Origin of the sequence: Tenacibaculum sp. SZ-18, assembly GCF_002813915.1 — a bacterium.
GTDB lineage: Bacteria > Bacteroidota > Bacteroidia > Flavobacteriales > Flavobacteriaceae > Polaribacter.
In genome coordinates this window covers 2,169,802-2,187,162 of record NZ_CP019335.1, presented here as the reverse complement: position 1 = coordinate 2,187,162, position 17,361 = coordinate 2,169,802, and the positions used below count along the sequence as shown (strand labels likewise).

General features: G+C 30.7%; 18 protein-coding genes. 4 read left to right on the top strand and 14 right to left on the bottom strand.

The window, feature by feature from the left end:
- Nucleotides 1–56: 56 nt before the first annotated feature.
- From BTO06_RS09605 to BTO06_RS09595, 3 genes are read right to left on the bottom strand one after another with little or no spacing between them, the layout of a single operon-like run.
- Nucleotides 57–596, bottom strand: coding sequence for an RsmD family RNA methyltransferase (locus BTO06_RS09605; protein WP_100925097.1), 540 nt, complete (start codon nt 594–596; stop codon nt 57–59).
- Nucleotides 597–1,424 (bottom strand): DUF3822 family protein, encoded by an 828-nt coding sequence (locus BTO06_RS09600; RefSeq protein WP_157811794.1) that lies wholly within the window; start codon nt 1,422–1,424, stop codon nt 597–599.
- Nucleotides 1,399–2,136 carry a hypothetical protein gene (locus BTO06_RS09595; protein WP_100925095.1) on the bottom strand — a complete coding sequence of 246 codons (738 nt, stop codon included), beginning with the start codon at nt 2,134–2,136 and terminating at the stop codon, nt 1,399–1,401. Before BTO06_RS09595 ends, BTO06_RS09600 begins: the two co-directional genes overlap by 26 nt.
- Before the next feature lie 106 nt (nt 2,137–2,242).
- Here BTO06_RS09595 and BTO06_RS09590 point away from each other — a divergent pair, with 106 nt between their 5' ends.
- The 3 genes from BTO06_RS09590 to BTO06_RS09580 all read left to right on the top strand — a co-directional run bounded on the left by BTO06_RS09590 (nt 2,243) and on the right by BTO06_RS09580 (nt 7,281).
- The gene (locus BTO06_RS09590) at nt 2,243–3,670 is read left to right on the top strand and encodes an ATP-dependent DNA helicase (RefSeq protein ID WP_100925094.1); all 1,428 of its coding nucleotides are present in this window, start codon (nt 2,243–2,245) and stop codon (nt 3,668–3,670) included.
- A gap of 77 nt (nt 3,671–3,747) precedes the next feature.
- Nucleotides 3,748–6,246, top strand: coding sequence for a PIG-L family deacetylase (locus BTO06_RS09585; RefSeq protein WP_100925093.1), 2,499 nt, complete (start codon nt 3,748–3,750; stop codon nt 6,244–6,246).
- Between the two features lie 87 nt (nt 6,247–6,333).
- A complete protein-coding gene (locus BTO06_RS09580; RefSeq protein WP_100925092.1) occupies nt 6,334–7,281 on the top strand; it encodes a hypothetical protein in 948 nt (315 codons plus the stop codon).
- A gap of 25 nt (nt 7,282–7,306) precedes the next feature.
- On the opposite strand, the gene BTO06_RS09575 is transcribed toward BTO06_RS09580, so the two are convergent.
- The 9 genes from BTO06_RS09575 to BTO06_RS09535 all read right to left on the bottom strand — a co-directional run bounded on the left by BTO06_RS09575 (nt 7,307) and on the right by BTO06_RS09535 (nt 15,783).
- Nucleotides 7,307–8,923, bottom strand: a complete 1,617-nt coding sequence (locus BTO06_RS09575; protein WP_100925091.1) for a class I SAM-dependent methyltransferase — start codon at nt 8,921–8,923, stop codon at nt 7,307–7,309.
- Nucleotides 8,924–9,060: 137 nt separating this feature from the next.
- Nucleotides 9,061–9,816, bottom strand: coding sequence for a hypothetical protein (locus BTO06_RS09570; RefSeq protein WP_100925090.1), 756 nt, complete (start codon nt 9,814–9,816; stop codon nt 9,061–9,063).
- Nucleotides 9,803–10,288, bottom strand: coding sequence for a DUF922 domain-containing protein (locus BTO06_RS09565; RefSeq protein ID WP_232731440.1), 486 nt, complete (start codon nt 10,286–10,288; stop codon nt 9,803–9,805). Before BTO06_RS09565 ends, BTO06_RS09570 begins: the two co-directional genes overlap by 14 nt.
- A 231-nt stretch (nt 10,289–10,519) precedes the next feature.
- A complete protein-coding gene (locus BTO06_RS09560; RefSeq protein WP_100925088.1) occupies nt 10,520–11,281 on the bottom strand; it encodes a hypothetical protein in 762 nt (253 codons plus the stop codon).
- Between the two features lie 44 nt (nt 11,282–11,325).
- Nucleotides 11,326–11,871 (bottom strand): NUDIX hydrolase, encoded by a 546-nt coding sequence (locus BTO06_RS09555; protein WP_100925087.1) that lies wholly within the window; start codon nt 11,869–11,871, stop codon nt 11,326–11,328.
- Nucleotides 11,872–11,873: 2 nt separating this feature from the next.
- The gene (locus tag BTO06_RS09550; protein WP_100925086.1) at nt 11,874–13,034 is read right to left on the bottom strand and encodes an aminotransferase class V-fold PLP-dependent enzyme; all 1,161 of its coding nucleotides are present in this window, start codon (nt 13,032–13,034) and stop codon (nt 11,874–11,876) included.
- Nucleotides 13,035–13,145: 111 nt separating this feature from the next.
- Nucleotides 13,146–14,237 carry a M42 family metallopeptidase gene (locus BTO06_RS09545; RefSeq protein WP_100925085.1) on the bottom strand — a complete coding sequence of 364 codons (1,092 nt, stop codon included), beginning with the start codon at nt 14,235–14,237 and terminating at the stop codon, nt 13,146–13,148.
- 59 nt (nt 14,238–14,296) lie between these two features.
- Nucleotides 14,297–15,109 carry a lysophospholipid acyltransferase family protein gene (locus BTO06_RS09540; protein ID WP_100925084.1) on the bottom strand — a complete coding sequence of 271 codons (813 nt, stop codon included), beginning with the start codon at nt 15,107–15,109 and terminating at the stop codon, nt 14,297–14,299.
- Nucleotides 15,110–15,147: 38 nt separating this feature from the next.
- Nucleotides 15,148–15,783: an NUDIX hydrolase gene (locus BTO06_RS09535; protein WP_100925083.1), complete on the bottom strand. Its 636-nt coding sequence runs from the start codon at nt 15,781–15,783 to the stop codon at nt 15,148–15,150.
- Between the two features lie 99 nt (nt 15,784–15,882).
- On the opposite strand from BTO06_RS09535, the gene BTO06_RS09530 reads away from it, so the two are divergent.
- Nucleotides 15,883–16,164, top strand: a complete 282-nt coding sequence (locus BTO06_RS09530) for a hypothetical protein (RefSeq protein ID WP_232731439.1) — start codon at nt 15,883–15,885, stop codon at nt 16,162–16,164.
- On the opposite strand, the gene BTO06_RS09525 is transcribed toward BTO06_RS09530, so the two are convergent.
- A complete protein-coding gene (locus BTO06_RS09525) occupies nt 16,161–16,472 on the bottom strand; it encodes a DUF6787 family protein (RefSeq protein ID WP_100925081.1) in 312 nt (103 codons plus the stop codon). The two genes, BTO06_RS09530 and BTO06_RS09525, sit on opposite strands and share 4 nt — an antisense overlap.
- Before the next feature lie 93 nt (nt 16,473–16,565).
- On the bottom strand, nt 16,566–17,207 hold the full coding sequence (locus BTO06_RS09520; RefSeq protein WP_100925080.1) for a DUF937 domain-containing protein: 642 nt from the start codon (nt 17,205–17,207) through the stop codon (nt 16,566–16,568).
- Between the last annotated feature and the right edge of the window lie 154 nt (nt 17,208–17,361).

The window sequence follows — 17,361 nt, the reverse complement described above, 5'->3', positions numbered from 1 at the left end:
TAATAAAAATATATTAAAGTCATCAAAGCTTTTATTTAATAAAGGTTATAGAAGATTTAGTCTAATTCAAAAAAGCTAAAAACACTACCTCCATAACGTTTTTGATAGCTTAATTTGGGATGCGAAGAAATATCTGTATGCTTTGAATGTTCTACTATTAATGTTCCTTCTTCGTTTAATAATTCTTTTTCAAAAACAATATCAGCAATTTTTAAAAATTGTGAGTCTTCAAAATCATAAGGAGGATCGGCAAAAATTACATCTGTTTTAATTGTAGTCTTTTCTAGAAATTTAAAAACATCACTTTTAAAAGTAGTAATATTTAAATCTAACTCTTTTGCTGTTTGATTGATGAATTTGACACAACCGTAATGTCCATCTACTGCATAGATAGTCTTAGTGCCTCTTGAAGCGAATTCATAACTAATATTACCAGTACCAGCAAATAAATCTAATACCGAAATAGAATCAAAATAATAGAGATTATTCAAAATATTGAATAAAGATTCTTTTGCCATATCAGTGGTTGGTCGCACAGGTAAGTTTTTCGGTGCGCTAATTCTTTTACTTTTATATTTCCCTGAGATTATTCGCATTTAGGATAATAATAGATAATTTGAATGTGGTACAAAGGTTTCAGAATTTTGTAAGAAATCACAATTAAATTCTAAAAACTTAATATTACTTATGTACTCTTTTAAGAATGTAAAAGTATCAGAATTTTCGGAAATACTTCCAAGGAGTTGAACTTGTATCGATAATAAGTTTAATTCAAGTTGCTCAGAAACAAATAGAATATAGTAAAGAAAGTCTTCTTTTGAATTATATTGAAAACTGTTGTAGAGCGTAAAATTTGTGTTTTTGAAAACTATAACATCTAAGGTAGTTTCATTAACATGAACATATAAAGTATCCGAGAAACTTCCTTTCTGAACGTCAAAGATTTTTTCAATTAGTATTGACGAATGATGTTTAAATTCAAATTCACCAAAATTTTGGAATAAGAAGTTATTGATATTTACATACGGAATGTATACATTTTTTGCATTAAGAGAAGGCAAATTATCAAAAGTAATATAGTCTGATTCAAATGTTTTTATGTTGAAATCTATATATGTTTTTAAGTTGTCTTCATCAAAAAATTCAGATGGAATTTGCGTAGTTAGTTGATTTTGGTGTATAGCAATAATTTTATCAAACTCTACTTGTAATTCCTTATCTGTTTCAAAAATAGATTGGATTTTTTCAAGTAAAAGATTTGGTGATTCAATTGAACGATCAAACAAATATTTTGTTAATACAATAATTTCATTATTTGTAATATCCTTCACACAAAAAGAAAATCCATCCAAACTAAATTGGATGGATAGACTCTTATTTTTTGATGAAATGTCTTTATTATTTTTCTGAATCAGTTTTTTCATCTCCATTATCGTAAGACGGAGGCCAGTTACCACCAGTTGAAACTTCCTCTAAAGAACCTACAGAAACAAACTCACCTTTAATTTGGTCAGCTTCAATAGCTTCTAATTCTTGTTTTATTAAGTGGAATGGTAATCCTTTTAAAATTTCTTTCTTATCAGTTTTAGCTTCAAACACAGGTACGAATAATCCCGTGATTTTTTCGATTTCTCCAGTTGACATCTCAAATTCCTTTTCTGTACCAGGAACTTTAAACATTTCCTTATAAGGTCTATTTGTGAAATATTTCAGAGCTGGTTCAAATCCCGTAGTATCAATTTGCTTTACAGAGATTTTTTTAGTGATCCCACCACCTAAAACTAATTCTTTCTCAACATTAATAGTCTCAGTAATGACAAGCGAGTCATTTTCAATGAAATTAATTAAGCTTCCTTTATCTTTAGCAAAAACTCCTTTTGCATCTTTGAATTTGATTTGAGCATCTCTAATCAATTTTAACTGATCGATAACTTTAGCATAGCGAACCTTCTTTTCTTTGTTAAATTTGATAGGCTCCATAACTCCATTATAGATCAAATAAACCAAATAACCTGCAGCTAATAATAATAATACAGAAACTAAACCTCTTAATTTTAGTGGTATAAATTTTACTATTACAAAAGCTAAAAGGATTGCGACTATGACAGCTGCTACAATCGTTAATATTAAATTCATTGTATCTAGATTTTTTTATGATATGTACGCAAATCTACAATTTTTTTTCAATCATGAAAACAAATATTTGCAAATACAGTTATCTTTGATTTTTTATTAAAAAAACATGATCAAGAATCCTGCCGATTTTTACAAAGAGCTATTACAAAAGTTTTCTTACAAGCCTACAGAACGCCAACTTGAACTTATTGATAATCTCTCTCATTTTGTTTTCGATAAGAATAATCAGTCCTTGTTTCTACTAAAAGGATACGCAGGTACGGGAAAAACTACCGTCATAAGTACAATTGTTAATAGTTTATGGAAAGTTGGAACCAAAGCTGTCCTATTAGCTCCCACAGGACGTGCAGCAAAAGTAATTTCGGGTTATTCAAACAGGCAAGCTTTTACAATTCATAAGAAAATTTACTTTCCTAAAAAACAATCTAGTGGAGGTGTAAGTTTTGTAATGCAGCCTAATAAGCATTCAAACACAATATTTATAGTAGATGAAGCCTCTATGATTTCTGATCAGGTTCAAAATGCAAAACTATTTGAAAATGGATCGGTTTTAGATGATTTAATTTCATTTGTCTATTCTGGTAAGAATTGTAAACTTTTGTTTATTGGAGATACCGCACAGTTACCTCCAGTCAAGTTAGATGTAAGTCCCGCCTTAGATAGGGATAAGTTGTCTTTCCATTATAATAAAGATATTTCTGAAATTGAATTAGATGAAGTTGTTCGTCAACAACAGGATTCTGGGATTTTAGCAAATGCTACAGACTTGCGATTGCTGATCCAAAATGAAGGTGTTGATTTTCAGTTCGACTTAAATTATCCAGACATTGTTAGGTTGCAAGATGGATACGATATTCAGGATGCTATAACACAAGCTTATGATGGTGATATTGGTGTCGAAGATACAGCAATTATTGTTCGATCAAATAAGAGAGCAAATCAATATAATGAACAAATTCGTACTAAAATTCGTGGACAGGAAAATGAAATTTCTGTAGGTGATTATGTAATGGTAGTCAAGAACAATTACTTTTGGTTAAAAGATTCGTCATCAGCAGGATTTATTGCAAATGGAGATACTTGTGAAGTTATGAGGATCATTCAAATTAAAGAATTATACGGTTTTAAGTTTGCAGAAGTTGAAATTAGAATGATTGACTACCCTGATATGAAATCATTTGAAACTGTTTTATTATTAGATACCTTAACAAGTGAAAGTCCGTCATTAACTTATGAAGAATCTAATAGGTTATACGAAGCTGTAAAAGAAGATTTTGCCCTTGAAAAATCTAAATACAAACAGTTCTTGGAAATCAAAAAGAATAAATATTTTAATGCTTTACAGGTAAAGTTTTCGTACGCAATGACTTGTCATAAATCTCAAGGTGGTCAATGGAAGACAGTATTTATTGAACAACCTTATTTGCCAGATGGAATTAGTGTGGAGTACTTACGCTGGTTATATACAGCAGTGACTAGAGCACAGGAAAAATTATATCTCATAGGATTTAGCGATGATTATTTTATCGATTAAAGTGTTAGCATTTTGTTAAACTCGGTTGGTTGATTATTAAAAAGAGTACATTTGTTAGTCAACTTTAACTATTAAAAATGAACAAAAAGTCATTTATTTTTATTTCATTTTTGCTGATTTTTTCTTCAGTGATTGCGCAAAAGCCCCAAAAGTTAACTACAAATCAGATTTACGAAAAAGTACAGAAACTTAATTTTTTAGGATCTGCGTTATATGTGGCTGCACATCCAGATGACGAAAACACACGTTTAATTGCATACTTGGCGAATAACATTAAAGCAAGAACAGCATATTTATCTTTAACTAGAGGTGATGGAGGTCAAAATTTGATTGGTCCTGAAATTAGAGAATTGCTAGGTGTAATTCGTACACAGGAATTATTAGCGGCTAGAGGAGTAGATGGAGGAGAACAACGTTTTTCCAGAGCAAATGATTTTGGATATTCAAAACACCCTGAAGAAACGTTTAATATTTGGGATAAGGATAAAGTGTTGTCGGATGTAGTTTGGGCAATAAGAAAATTTAAGCCAGATGTGATTATCAATCGTTTTAATCATAGAACGCCGGGGACTACTCACGGACATCATACAGCTTCAGCCATGTTGAGTGTTGATGCTTTTGATTTAGCAGGTGATAAAACAAAGTATCCAGAACAATTAAAGTATACTGAAACCTGGCAACCAAACCGATTATTTTTCAATACTTCTTGGTGGTTTTATGGAAGTAGAGAAAATTTTGAAAAAGCAGATAAAAGCAAAATGCTCAACTTTGACATAGGAGTTTATTATCCGTTAAAAGGAGTTTCAAATAATGAATTGGCTTCATTAGCCAGTAGTCAGCACTTGTGTCAAGGATTTGGTAGATTAACAAACAGGGGAAGCCAAACGGAATGGGTGGAGTTTTTAAAAGGAGAATTTCCTAAAGATAAAAAAGACTTATTCTCAGGAATTAATACGACTTGGAACAGAGTAAAAGGAGGAGGAGCCATTGGAGATATTTTATATGATGTTGAGAAAAACTTTGACTTTGTAAATCCTTCAAAACACTTACCAAGTTTACTTAAAGCATATGCTTTAATTGATAAGTTAAAAGACGAACATTGGAAAGCAATAAAGTCTGCAGAAATCAAAGAAATTATAGAAGCTTGTTCTGGTTTATATTTAGAAGCATCTGCAAAAACTTCTAGTTCAACCCCAAATGCTTCAGTAAAAGTAGATTTTGAAGTGTTAAATAGAAGTAGTGTTTCAATGGATTTAACTTCTATAGAATGGTTGCCAGCTAATAAGACTGTTGCCAAGGATATTGATTTACTTACGAATGTAAGACAAAACTTCACAGAAGATCTTTCTTTAATGGGAATTGCATATTCTGATCCATATTGGTTAAAAGATAAGTGGGGATTAGGAATGTATACTGTGAAAAATCAAGAATTAATTGGTAAGCCAGAAACGCCACGACCTGTTCAAGTGAAATTCAATTTAATCATTGAAGATACACCTATTTCATTCACGAAAAATGTGGTGAGAAGATATTCTCAACGTGATAAAGGAGAAATTTATGAGCCTTTTGAAGTGTTACCGAAAGTAACAACAAAATTAAAGGATAAAGTAATCATCTTCTCAGATGATAATACTAAGAAAATTGCGGTTGAAGTAAGATCAGGAGAAGCAAATATTCAAGGGAATGTTGCTTTAGAAGTTCCAGAAGGATGGACTGTTACTCCAAACCAAGCTTCGTTTACAATTGAGCAAAAAGGAGATAAAAGAGTTGTAGACTTTACAGTTTCTCCTCCAAAAGGACAATCAGAAGGATATATTAAAGCCGTAGCTACAATTAACGATGCTACTTTTGATAAAGAATTAATAGAGATTAACTACAATCATATTCCAAAACAATCTGTTTTAATGCCATCTAAAGCGAAAATTGTTCGTTTGGATATCAGAAAAGAAGGAAAATCTATTGGTTATATTCAAGGTTCAGGAGATGCTGTTCCAGAAAGTTTACGTCAAATTGGTTATACAGTAACAGAAGTTTCACCAGAAAGTATTAACGAAAATTCTTTAGGAGGTTTTGATGCAGTAGTTGTTGGGATTAGAGCATACAACACAAAGAAAGTTTTACAGTTTAAGCAAAAACATTTGTTAGAATATGTGAAAAATGGTGGTAATGTTATTGTTCAGTACAATACGAATAGAAGAGTAGATGTAAAAGCTCCTTATAAATTAAAATTATCTAGAGATAGAGTTACTGATGAACGTGCTAAAGTAACAATGTTAGCTAAAGATCATGAAGTTTTAAATTATCCTAATAAAATTGAAGCTAATGATTTTGAAGGCTGGGTTCAAGAAAGGGGATTGTATTTTCCGAATAACTGGAGTTCAGAATATGAGCCCATTTTAGCAATGAATGATAAAGGTGAATCGGCAAAAAAAGGAAGTTTATTAGTAGCTAAATATGGAAAAGGAAATTATATATACACAGGATTGAGTTTCTTTAGAGAATTACCTGCAGGTGTTCCTGGAGCGTATAAATTATTCGCTAATTTACTTTCACTTAAGGAGAACGAAATTAAGTAATTAATTACTTGGAATTATAAATATTAACCTCGAATTAAAATTCGAGGTTTTTTGTTTTCCTATATTTACTTTTCAATACAAAAGATAATGAAGAGAGTTATATTCTTATTAATTGTACAACTTTTAATTAGCTGTAATAATAATGAAAGTTCAACCGAAATAGAAAAGCTAAAAAAGCAATTATTGCAAAAGGAGGAAGTAATTTCTAATTTGACCAAAGAGGTTGAAAAGTTAAGAATTCCTCGTGATTCAGTTGTTGATGATTACTATCGTTTTGTGAAATCTACAAACGATGAAATAAATGTTGCTGAACAATTATTCGGAGGAAAAGAAAATGTAATAGATGAAAAGTTTTTTGCAGATACATTGGGTATTTCGGATAACCTTCTAGTTTATGAACATACATCTACAATTTCTCAATCTTCCAACTCTGATTTTGAAGGGGTTTTAAAAGATTTTGATCAAGAAATGAGTGCTTATGGGAATGATTATTTTGTTCGAGTTATGACATTTTTTAATGGAGAAAGCTTGTCTTTAGAAACAGAAAACTCAAAAACTAATATTCATATACTAATTCAGCCAACAGAATTGGGGTACGAGAATAAAACGTTCGTAATTTCAGATTTTTTTGATGTCAAAATTTTGTCTTTAGAGAAAAGTGATTCAAACAAATTAGAGGTATTGTTTGAACATGGAGTTTATCCTAGAAAAAAAGAAACAATCATCATAAGTCCAGAGTTGGTAAAATTTAAAGAGGATGCTAAGCTTATAAATTTAAATTTACTTTATGGTGTTTGGGCTTATGATATTAAAGATCAGCACGCAGAGTTTATGATTAATAAAGATGAGTTTTACTTAGCTGATACAGATGGTGATGGTTCATTTAAATATTCTATAAGAGATAATTTGCTTAAAGTTTTTTACAACGAAGCAACTCAGGAAGGCGAGTTGATCTCTGTAAGTCAAGATTCTTTAAAAATTAAATGGAAAGATGCTTTAGAGGTAACTAATTATGTTCGTTTCTCAAAAGATTGACCAAAAGAGAAAGGTTTAATTCAATTTATTTCGACTCAAACAAATTAATAGAAACCGTCGCCAAATCTGAATTTGGAAATTTTCTAAATGTTGCATCATCTGAAGTCAAACCAATTTCTTTCATAGCTTTCATATATTCTTCAATTTCAACAATATATTGATCTGAATAGCCATGTGTAGCATCGTAAGCTGTTGCGGCAGTTTTACCAATATTTTCTTTTACTAGTTCAGGTTTCGAGGTATGTAATTCAATTAATAATAAACCGAATTTATTTACAAACGGTTTCCATTTATTGAAGTGCTCTTTCAAGGATTCAATAACTAAGTTGTTATTAATACGAACACCACGATACGCATAAGCTCCGGAACAATCTGTGGAAGCAATTTTTCCATTCAATTTCGGTTCTTCCCAAATTCGATTATGATCTAAGAATGTTCTTACATTCAGCAAATCCGATAAATCGATTCCGTATTTTTCATTCAAATCTTTCGACATGGCAGCTGGATTACCGATATCTCCCCAAATTACTTTTGCCCAAATATCTGCTTGAACTAAGTTCTGACGAGTTATTTTTAAAGCAGCCTCGTTATAATCGATACCAATTAATAGTAGAGGATAATCTTCTAAAACTTTTCCGCGTTCGGTTTGATTTTCAATTACATTGAATAAATGTTTTAAAAATGCTCCGTTTCCACAACCAACATCTAAAATCCCTTTAGGCTGTTCTTGGATTGGTTTGTTGAATAGTTTTATAATGATTTCATCAATTACTTTAAAGTACGATGCGTGTGCACCACCACTTCCCCAAACATTCATTTCTCTATCTACGTGAATTTCTTCATTCCCAATTCCTTCCGATCTAAAAATTGTAGGATCACCAAAAATGAATTTATCTAATTTTCTTAAGGTTGGAATGTACGAAACTGTAACACCATAAGCACTGGCTCTTCTCGCAAAGAATAAGCCTTTATCCGTAAACTCATAAGATTCTCCTGTTTTTGAAAACCATCCTAAATAAGTCAATATATCAAGCAATCGACCAAAGTTTTCAGGATCTTTATGAAATTCTTCTGCTTTGAATTTTGTTTGCATAAAGTACTTATGAAACATTCCTTTCATACCTAATAAAACTAAAGTCGGACCAACTATAATTCCTTCAATATGAGCTAAAATTTGATGTTGAATTTTTGATGTTTGCTCATCTTTTGCAATAGTAATTCCAAAATTGTTTTTATAATTCTGGAATAAACTTTCTAATTTTCTGAAAGGTTCAATTTCAAATTTTCGAGAACTATATTTCTCAGAGTATTTCAGTAGTTCTGTTGCTTCTCGGTACATGTGGAAATGAGAGAACGAGATTTCAGATAATTCATTTGTAGAAATTGTTACCGTATTTGTGTCATTATCTACTTTATATTCTAACCAACCTTGCGAAGCAAAAGTTCTTAATGCAACATTTAAATATCCTTCATTTGCTTTAAAGGTTTTTGAAAGCTCGGTAATATCAGTTTTTTTTGCTTTTAACAAGTGTTCTGTAATTCCTTTTTCATGTAGTTCATGAGCTGCAGGACAGGTTACGATTCCATCTAAGTGACGAAATAATTTTCCTCTTAATTCAGATTTTTCTTGTTTTGAAAGCATATTTAAAAGTTTTAGTTGGTTGATTGTTATTTCTTAAATTTAAAAATTAAGCTGTACAATCAATAATTTTTTTTCTAAAAAAAAACTCACCTTTTAAAGATGAGTTTTGATTTTTTATAGAAAAGAGAGTAATTGAATTACTCCTTTTTTACTTTCTTAGATTCTATCAGAGCTATTAGTTTAGTTAAAGCACTTTTAATAGAATTTGATTCTGTCTTATTTAGCATTAAACTAGCTTTTTCCTTAAGAGAATCATATTTAGCATTAGGATAAAGTTCTACTAAATCTGTGAAATATTTTGAAATTCCGTTAGCATAAATATCTTGTTCCTTTTTTGTCAAAGATTTTTCTTCATTTACTAAACTCAAGTAATATGAGTAATTTGTAGAAAGTGTATTAACATTAGAGTTTACAAGATTTCTTATCTCTTTAGAATTAGGATCATCCGAACCTTCTATAATTTCGTCATTCCCTAGTTTGAAATACCTTAACTGTAATCCTAATCCAAACTGCCAAACAGCTAGCATTTCCTTTCCATAAACATACATGTCCTTTCTATCTCTCTCTTGATAGATTGACGACATATCTTTCCAGTGAGAAAAGAAATCAGTAGCAACTTTGTTTTTATGTTTTAGACCTAATTCAGTATCGTCTAGAACTACTTTGAAGTTTTCCTCATCAGTTAGTTTTTCAACAATTATTCGTTGTTCAGGATCATCAAATGTTGGTTTCTTTTCATCGTTTAAATATCCAAATCTTAAATCAAGAATTGCTTTGTCATAATCATTTAAATCCCAGAATCTTTTTTCAATTGGAAATTTGTGTTTTTCTTCTGCACAATTTGCAAATCCAATAGCAATTAAAAGTATTAGTATTACTTTATTTTTTTTCATGTAATGTAATTTTTGATTTTTTAAAATGATTCAGCAAAGTTAATAAACTATCTATTTCTCTTTCATATCGTTTTTGTTCGCTATGTACATAACTGTGAAAGGTGTTATAGTCATATTCTTGTTGATATTTACTTTCTTCTTTTTCAATAGAATTGAGAATATAGTCTATATTACTTTTATTTTTAGTCTTCAATTTAGAAATCCTTTCTTTAGCTTTTCTTACAAAAAGCTCGGTAATCTTGAAGTGATATTTTTCATGACTTAAAAGGTCCTTACTATAAGTCTTTTTATTATAAACGAATGATCTCGAAGGATGAAAAAGTGCATCTATAGAAACTGAATCTTTGTCTATATCTGTATCAATACTAGTAACTATATATGCAAACCTTGTATTTCCGTATAAAGACTTTTTAAAGAAATTTAATCCCCTAAAATTGTCAAAAGTAATTTTATCGTATTCACTAAATTTCATTGGTTTTTGATAATTAAAATAATTAGTATGACTAATTATAAAAAAGAAAACCACTGAAGGTATTAGTATATAAACACTAATTTTTAAAAACCTGTATAATTTTTTTAAAGGTAGTTTATTCCCTTTTTTACTTTCTCGTATTACTATGATGAGTTGGTAAAAAACAGGAGAGAAGTAAATTAATAAGACTAAGGTTGCAACTAAATTTTCATTCAAATTATCGAAGTTTAATTATGCATTCGTTTTCTTTAACTTGATATAATTGATGGACTCAACTAATGATTCTAAAGAAGCTCGAATTTCTTTTGATTTCACTTTCTTTAAAACAGCTTTTGCTTTTTTCTCAATACGTTTATAATCTGCTTCAGGGTGTTGCATAATTAGTTTCGTGAAGTACGTGTCAATTCCTTGTATAAAGAACTCTTTTTCGTTCTCATAAAAAGCATCTTCGTCTTTAATTAAATCCATATAACGGGAGAAATTCTTGAATAATTCCTCCATATTTTTATTGATTCGTTTAAGAACCTCGTCTTCGCTTGAATTAGCCGAAAAGGTATGAATTGCATTGCTTCCAATAGTGAAGTATTCCATGTGAAAATCTAAACCAAAATGCCAAACGGCTAGTAGTTCTCTTCCGTAAATATATTTTCCTGATTCATCTTTCTCTTCATAAATTCCAGTCATGTCTTTCCATTGATCAAAAAAGTCATGTGCGAATTTATTTCGTTCTCTTAAGCTAATTGAAGAATCATCTAAAATTACTTTGTAATTCTGTTTGTCGATTAATTTTTCAACAATAATTCTCTTTTCAGGATTGTCTAAAGTAGGTTTTGGTTCATTATCTAGGTATCCAAAACGTAAATCAAGTATTGCTTGATCGTAATCATTAATGTCCCAATATTGCTTTTCTATCGGAAAATTATGATTATTACCAGTACAATTGTAAAAAATAGTGGTGATTGTTAATAATAGTAATGTTTTACTTATTTTCATAAGTGGCGATTTATTTTTTTGATTTCGCCGCAAATGTAAGGAATCTATCTGTTTAGTTGTGAATTAATTGCATTAAAAACAGATTCGTAATATTCACTGTATTCTGGAAGTAAAACATTCTCATATTTAGCAGTGTTTTTAAGAATTTCTAGCTCAAACAATTTTAGTTCAGCGACTTCACTTGTTTGAATAATTAATTTATCTATCGAGACTGTAAGTTCAGATATAAATACATGATGAAACTCATTATCAATTATTCCGTTTGCATGATTTACTTGATGTTTGCGTGTGCCAATTTTTTGAAGATTTTCCGGTTTTATGATGAAACCTATTTCTTCTTCAACCTCTCTTAAAGCAGCGACTTCAATTTTTTCACCAGCGGCAATATGACCGGCCACAGAAATATCCCATAAACCAGGAAACACTTTTTTGGTTAATGCTCGTTTTTGTAATAATATTTCTCCTGTAGAAGTATAAATCCAAATATGAACAGTAGGGTGGAAGTAACCGAATTTATGTGCTTCTGATTTTAAACATGTTTTACCAGTATAGTTTCCTTGTTCATCTACAATGTCAATAAGTTCATCCATAGTTATTGTATCTCAGATAAAAAGTATTCAGTAAGTCGATTAAATTCTTCTTTTGTATTGTATAAATGACAGGAAATACGAACATAATTCCCACGATAAGAAACAAAAATCTTCTCTTGTTGTAATCGATTTTTCAAACTTTCCATATGAATGGTTTCAGGTAGTTGAATTCCAAATAAATGTTTAGCTCGGAAATCATCGGTTTCTATAAAACATCCAACTTCTTTTAATGTTTGAACAAACTCAGAGGTAATTTCATAACAATAGTTTTGGATATCATTCGGATTCCAATGGAGTAATTGAGTTAACGCAGCGATTTGCATTTCGGTATAAATAAAACTTCCGTGTTCACCAACAGAATATCTATTTGCTAAAGGTTTATATTTCGGTTGATAATTGGTTAAACCACTTAAATTTTCACTGTCTAATCGATTGGACCAATTTTCTTCAATAGGAATTCCATTGTCAAAATAAGAGCCAAAATAAGTGTACGCGCATCCGTAAGGGCCGAATAACCATTTGTAACCTGCACACACTAATGCATCAGGTTGCAGCTCTTCAATAGAAAATGGTAAAGCTCCAACTGATTGACTTCCATCAATTATAAATAAAGAATTTTGCTTGAAACATTTTTCTCGAATTGCTTTTAAATTAAATAGAGTTCCGTTAGCCCAGTGTATATTTCCCATTGCAACAACGGCTGTTTTAGTAGAAATTGAATTCAAAATGTTTTCATTCCATTGTTTTCCTTTATCTGAATTAGTTGTCGGTTGTTCGGCAATTTTAATTACGGCATTAAATTTATCTGCTAAACGTTCCCATACATAATAGTTGCTCGGGAATTGTTCTTCGATAAGAAGAATTTCGTCACCTTCTTTTAGTTGAATATTGTTAGCAACTGTGGCTAATCCATAAGAAACAGAAGGAGTACAGGCGATTCTATTATAATCTTTTGCTTTTATAAGTTTTGCAAACAGTTTTTTGAGTTTAACAATCGGATCAAAATAACGATCGGCCGTAATTAGGTAAGGATGGCTTTTCTCTTTTACAGCTTTAATTCCAGCTTCTTCTATACTTTTAAATGAAGGAGATTGACTCGCGATATCTAAATAGGTAATATCATCAGGTAGGTTAAATAGATCTTTTTGATTTGTTAAACTCATTTTAAATGCATTTCTTGTAAGAATAAAAAATGTCACTTTGAATACTTGTTAAATCTTTACTGGATTTTTCAAGCGATTCAAAATGACACAATTCTATAATCTCTGTTAATATTATTTAAAGTAAGAGAAATCTTCTCCGTCTTCAATTTTTAGTAGTGCATGATAAATCATTTTAATAACGTTTTCTACATCTTCTTTATGCACCATTTCAACAGTTGTATGCATGTAACGTAAAGGCAATGAAATTAATGCAGAAGCAACACCTCCATTACTGTAAGCAAAAGCGTCTGTATCGGTTCCTGTAGCTCTTGATAAAGCTGATCTTTGAAAAGGGATGTTATTTTCTTCAGCTCCTTCAATAATTAAATCTCTTAATTTTTGTTGTACTGCTGGTGCATAAGCAATAACTGGACCTTTACCAATTTCTTGATGACCTTGTTTTTTCATGTCAATCATTGGCGTGGTAGTATCATGAGTTACGTCTGTAACAATAGCAACATTTGGTTGAATTGTTTCTGTAATCATTTCAGCTCCTCGCAATCCTATTTCTTCCTGAACTGAATTTGTAATATATAATCCGAACGGAAGTTTCTTTTTGTTTTCATAAAGTAAACGAGCAACTTCAGCAATCATGAATCCTCCCATTCTATTATCTAAAGCACGACAAACAAATTTATTTTTATTTAAAATGTGAAATTCATCTGGATATGTAATTACACATCCAACATGAACTCCAAGTGATTCAACTTCTTCTTTATTTGCGCAACCAACATCAATAAAAATATTGTCTTGTTTTGGTGGAGTTTCGTTTCCTTTATCTCTAGTATGAATTGCAGGCCAACCAAAAACTCCTTTTATAATTCCATTTTTTGTATGAATATTCACAACTTTACTAGGAGCGATTTGATGATCACTACCTCCATTTCTTACGACATAAATTAATCCTTTGTCGGAAATATAATTTACATACCAAGAAATTTCATCTGCATGTCCCTCAATAACAACCTTATATTTTGCATCAGGATTGATAACACCAACTGCACTTCCATAAGTGTCTGTAATGAATTCATCAACATAAGGTTTTAGATAATCCATCCAAATCTTTTGTCCTTCCCATTCATATCCAGTAGGAGCTGCGTTGTTTAAATACTTCTCTAAAAAATCAATAGAGTCCTTAGTTAATATGGTCTTATTTTCTGACATAATTTGATTTTAATATTTTTCTTTCTTTGGTTATTTTTATTCTTTTCTTCTTCCTTTTTCTAATTATCAGCACCCCAAAAACGTCTACTTTCAATATATTCTTCTTGTTCCTTTAATTGTTTTGGAGTTAATACTTTCAAGAATGAAGGATGTTGCTCTATAGCGTACTCAATTTTTTCAACGATATCACTAACATCTTCATTTTCATAATCAATTTTAAGGGGTTCTTTTATAACCATTGATTGTAAAACATTACGTTTCTTAATCATAAGTCCTTTTTTATCAAAAGATCTTCTAAATCCATCGATTACAATAGGCACAACTGTTGGTTTGAAAGTTTTAATAATATGAGCGGTTCCTCTTCGAATAGGTTTAAAAGGTGTAGTAGTTCCTTGAGGAAATGTTATAACCCAGCCATCCTTTAATGCTGTTCCAATATTTGAAATGTCAGACATTTTAACCTGTCGGTTTACATCTTTACCTGCACTTCGCCATGTTCTCTCTACTGAAACTGAACCTACATAAGCAAAAATTCTAGGGAGTAAACCTGATTTCATCGTTTCCCCAGCAGCAACATAATATAGATTTAATTTTGGTTTCCATAAATAACCCACGTTTTTAATATTATCATCTCTACCTTTTAATGCTGCATTGAAAACATGAAACATGGCAGCCACATCTGCAAAGTAAGTTTGGTGATTAGAAATGAATAAAATATTCTTGTCTGGTAATTGTCTAAGTATTTCAGAACCCTCAATTTGAAGTTCGTTAAAGCTTCTATATCTACCATGAGAAATAACTCCCAAAATTTGAATTAAGAAACGTTTGATAAATAAAATATGACCAAAAGGATTCCTTTTAAGTAGGGGCATAAACACTAATTTAGTTAAACAAATTTATAAAAACATTTTTATTCAATTTCCTTCATTAAATCTTTTATTTCAGATAACATCATTGCAGTGGCTCCCCAAACAATATGATCGTGAAATTTAAAACACGGAACCTCAATCCCTTTCATGTATGATGTCTCCATAATGATAGAAGAGATGTTTTCATCATTTAAAAGTGCAGCTGCTTCAATTTCAATTAGTTTTGCTACCTCTTTATTTGGAGTTAAAGAAGGTTTTTCATTTAAAAAACCAAGAAAGGGAGTAACCATAAAATTGCTAGGTGGAATATAAGTATCCGATAATTGTCTAATAACTTTTACTGAATTTCTATAAACACCAACTTCTTCTTCTAACTCTCTGAGAGCCGTTTGTCTAATATTATGGTCTCCCTGATCGTATTTTCCACCAGGAAAACTTATTTGAGCAGAATGTGTTCCGTTGTAACTAGCTCTTTGTGTTAATAAAAAAGTTGTTTTATTTTGTTCATTTGGATAAAACAAAGCCATTATAGCGGCTTTTCTTGGATTACTGTTTTTAATTTTTTCTTCAGAGATTTTAATTCTCAAATCTGGCACCAACTTGAATTGAGATGCCAGTCCTCCCAAAGGTTTTGTTTTTAAAAGACTAATTTGATCTTTAAAATGAGAAAATTTCATGAATGCTGTTACTTTTATGAATTTTTTGTGTCTAATAAAGTAGTTTGAGAAACATAACTATCCGCATACTAATAAAATATGAATATAGAGAATAAATATATGAAATTGCTACTTGGAATTGTTTTTGACGTAATAGGTTTCACTTCTTACGTCATTCCTGGGATAGCAGAGTTAACTGATATCATTTGGGCACCAGCCTCCGCATATTTAATGACCAAATTGTACAAAGGCAATAAAGGTAAAATTGCTGCAATTGTATCTTTCTTGGAAGAAGTAATGCCATGGTTAGATATCATTCCTACATTCACATTAATGTGGTTTTTTACCTATGTTTTTAATTCTGACAAAAAGAAGGAGACAATAAAAATTATCGAAGTTTAACTTTTTTTATTGAAAAGAAATCCAAAGCCTAATCTTGCTAAAAACTTTTTTTCAAATTCCCAAAAGAAACGAAACTGACCAAAAAGCCAACCAACTATTGGTAAAGTAGTTTGGTAAATAGGAAATATTAAAATAATTCGAAGTGGGTAATAAATCCAAGGATTTATTGTTTCAGAAGATAAGCCAAGGAAAGCAGTAACTGGTTTTGCAATCCACGCGGAAAAAGAACCGTTAATTGCAAAAACAATTAATATAGCTACAACATCCCAATTCGTTTTTAAACCCCAACGTTCCTTTAGTTTTTCCAAAATAAAAAAATAAATATTTGCTGATGCAAAAATATATAAAAGAAAAAGGGTAAACAAATGTGTTTACCCTTTTGTTATTATGTAGATTGAATCTTATTTCTTACCAAACAGTCCACCTAAAAGTCCACCTAATAAGCCTCCAGATTTCTTTTGACTAGCACCAAGTACCATATCAGCAACATCATCAATAACACTACCGTCACCATCAGCATCTAATATTTTTTCAAGGAAATTTTGTTCGTTTTGTGTTTTACTTCCCCCCAACATTCCACCAAGTAAACTCTCAAGTCCACCTGAATTATTTACTTCGCTTTGTCTAGATTGTTTACCCAATAATCCCATTAAGATAGGAGCAGCAGTTTGTAAAATATTTCCAACAGCTCCAACATCCATACCAGCTTTTTGCCCAAGAACTTGTTGTACACCTTGTTGTTTAGAGCCTAAAATATGTCCAAGAATCTTTCCTCCATCGTCTACAACTTCCTTATTAACTCCTCCACTAAATAAATCATCAAGATTGTTTAAAATACCACCATCATGTTTATTTAAAGCTCCCATCAATCCTTCAGCTCCTTGTGGAGTTGTAGCATTACGTTCCATGGCTTTCATCAGCACAGGTAAAGCCATGGTAAGCACACTTCCTGTTTTGTTGCTATCTTGTCCAGTTGAACCAGCAACACCACTAATGATAGTTTTTCCCATTGGGCTATTTAATAAGTCTAAGATTCCTTCCATTTTCTATTAGTTTTTGTTTAATTAATATTTTGATAGTTATATTGACACAAGATACAAAAAGAAGTCACATGTTTTTTTTGAATTTTTAACTGATAAATATTTTAAATACTAATTGTAATCAATTTTATATTTTTACAAGCTTACAAACCAATAT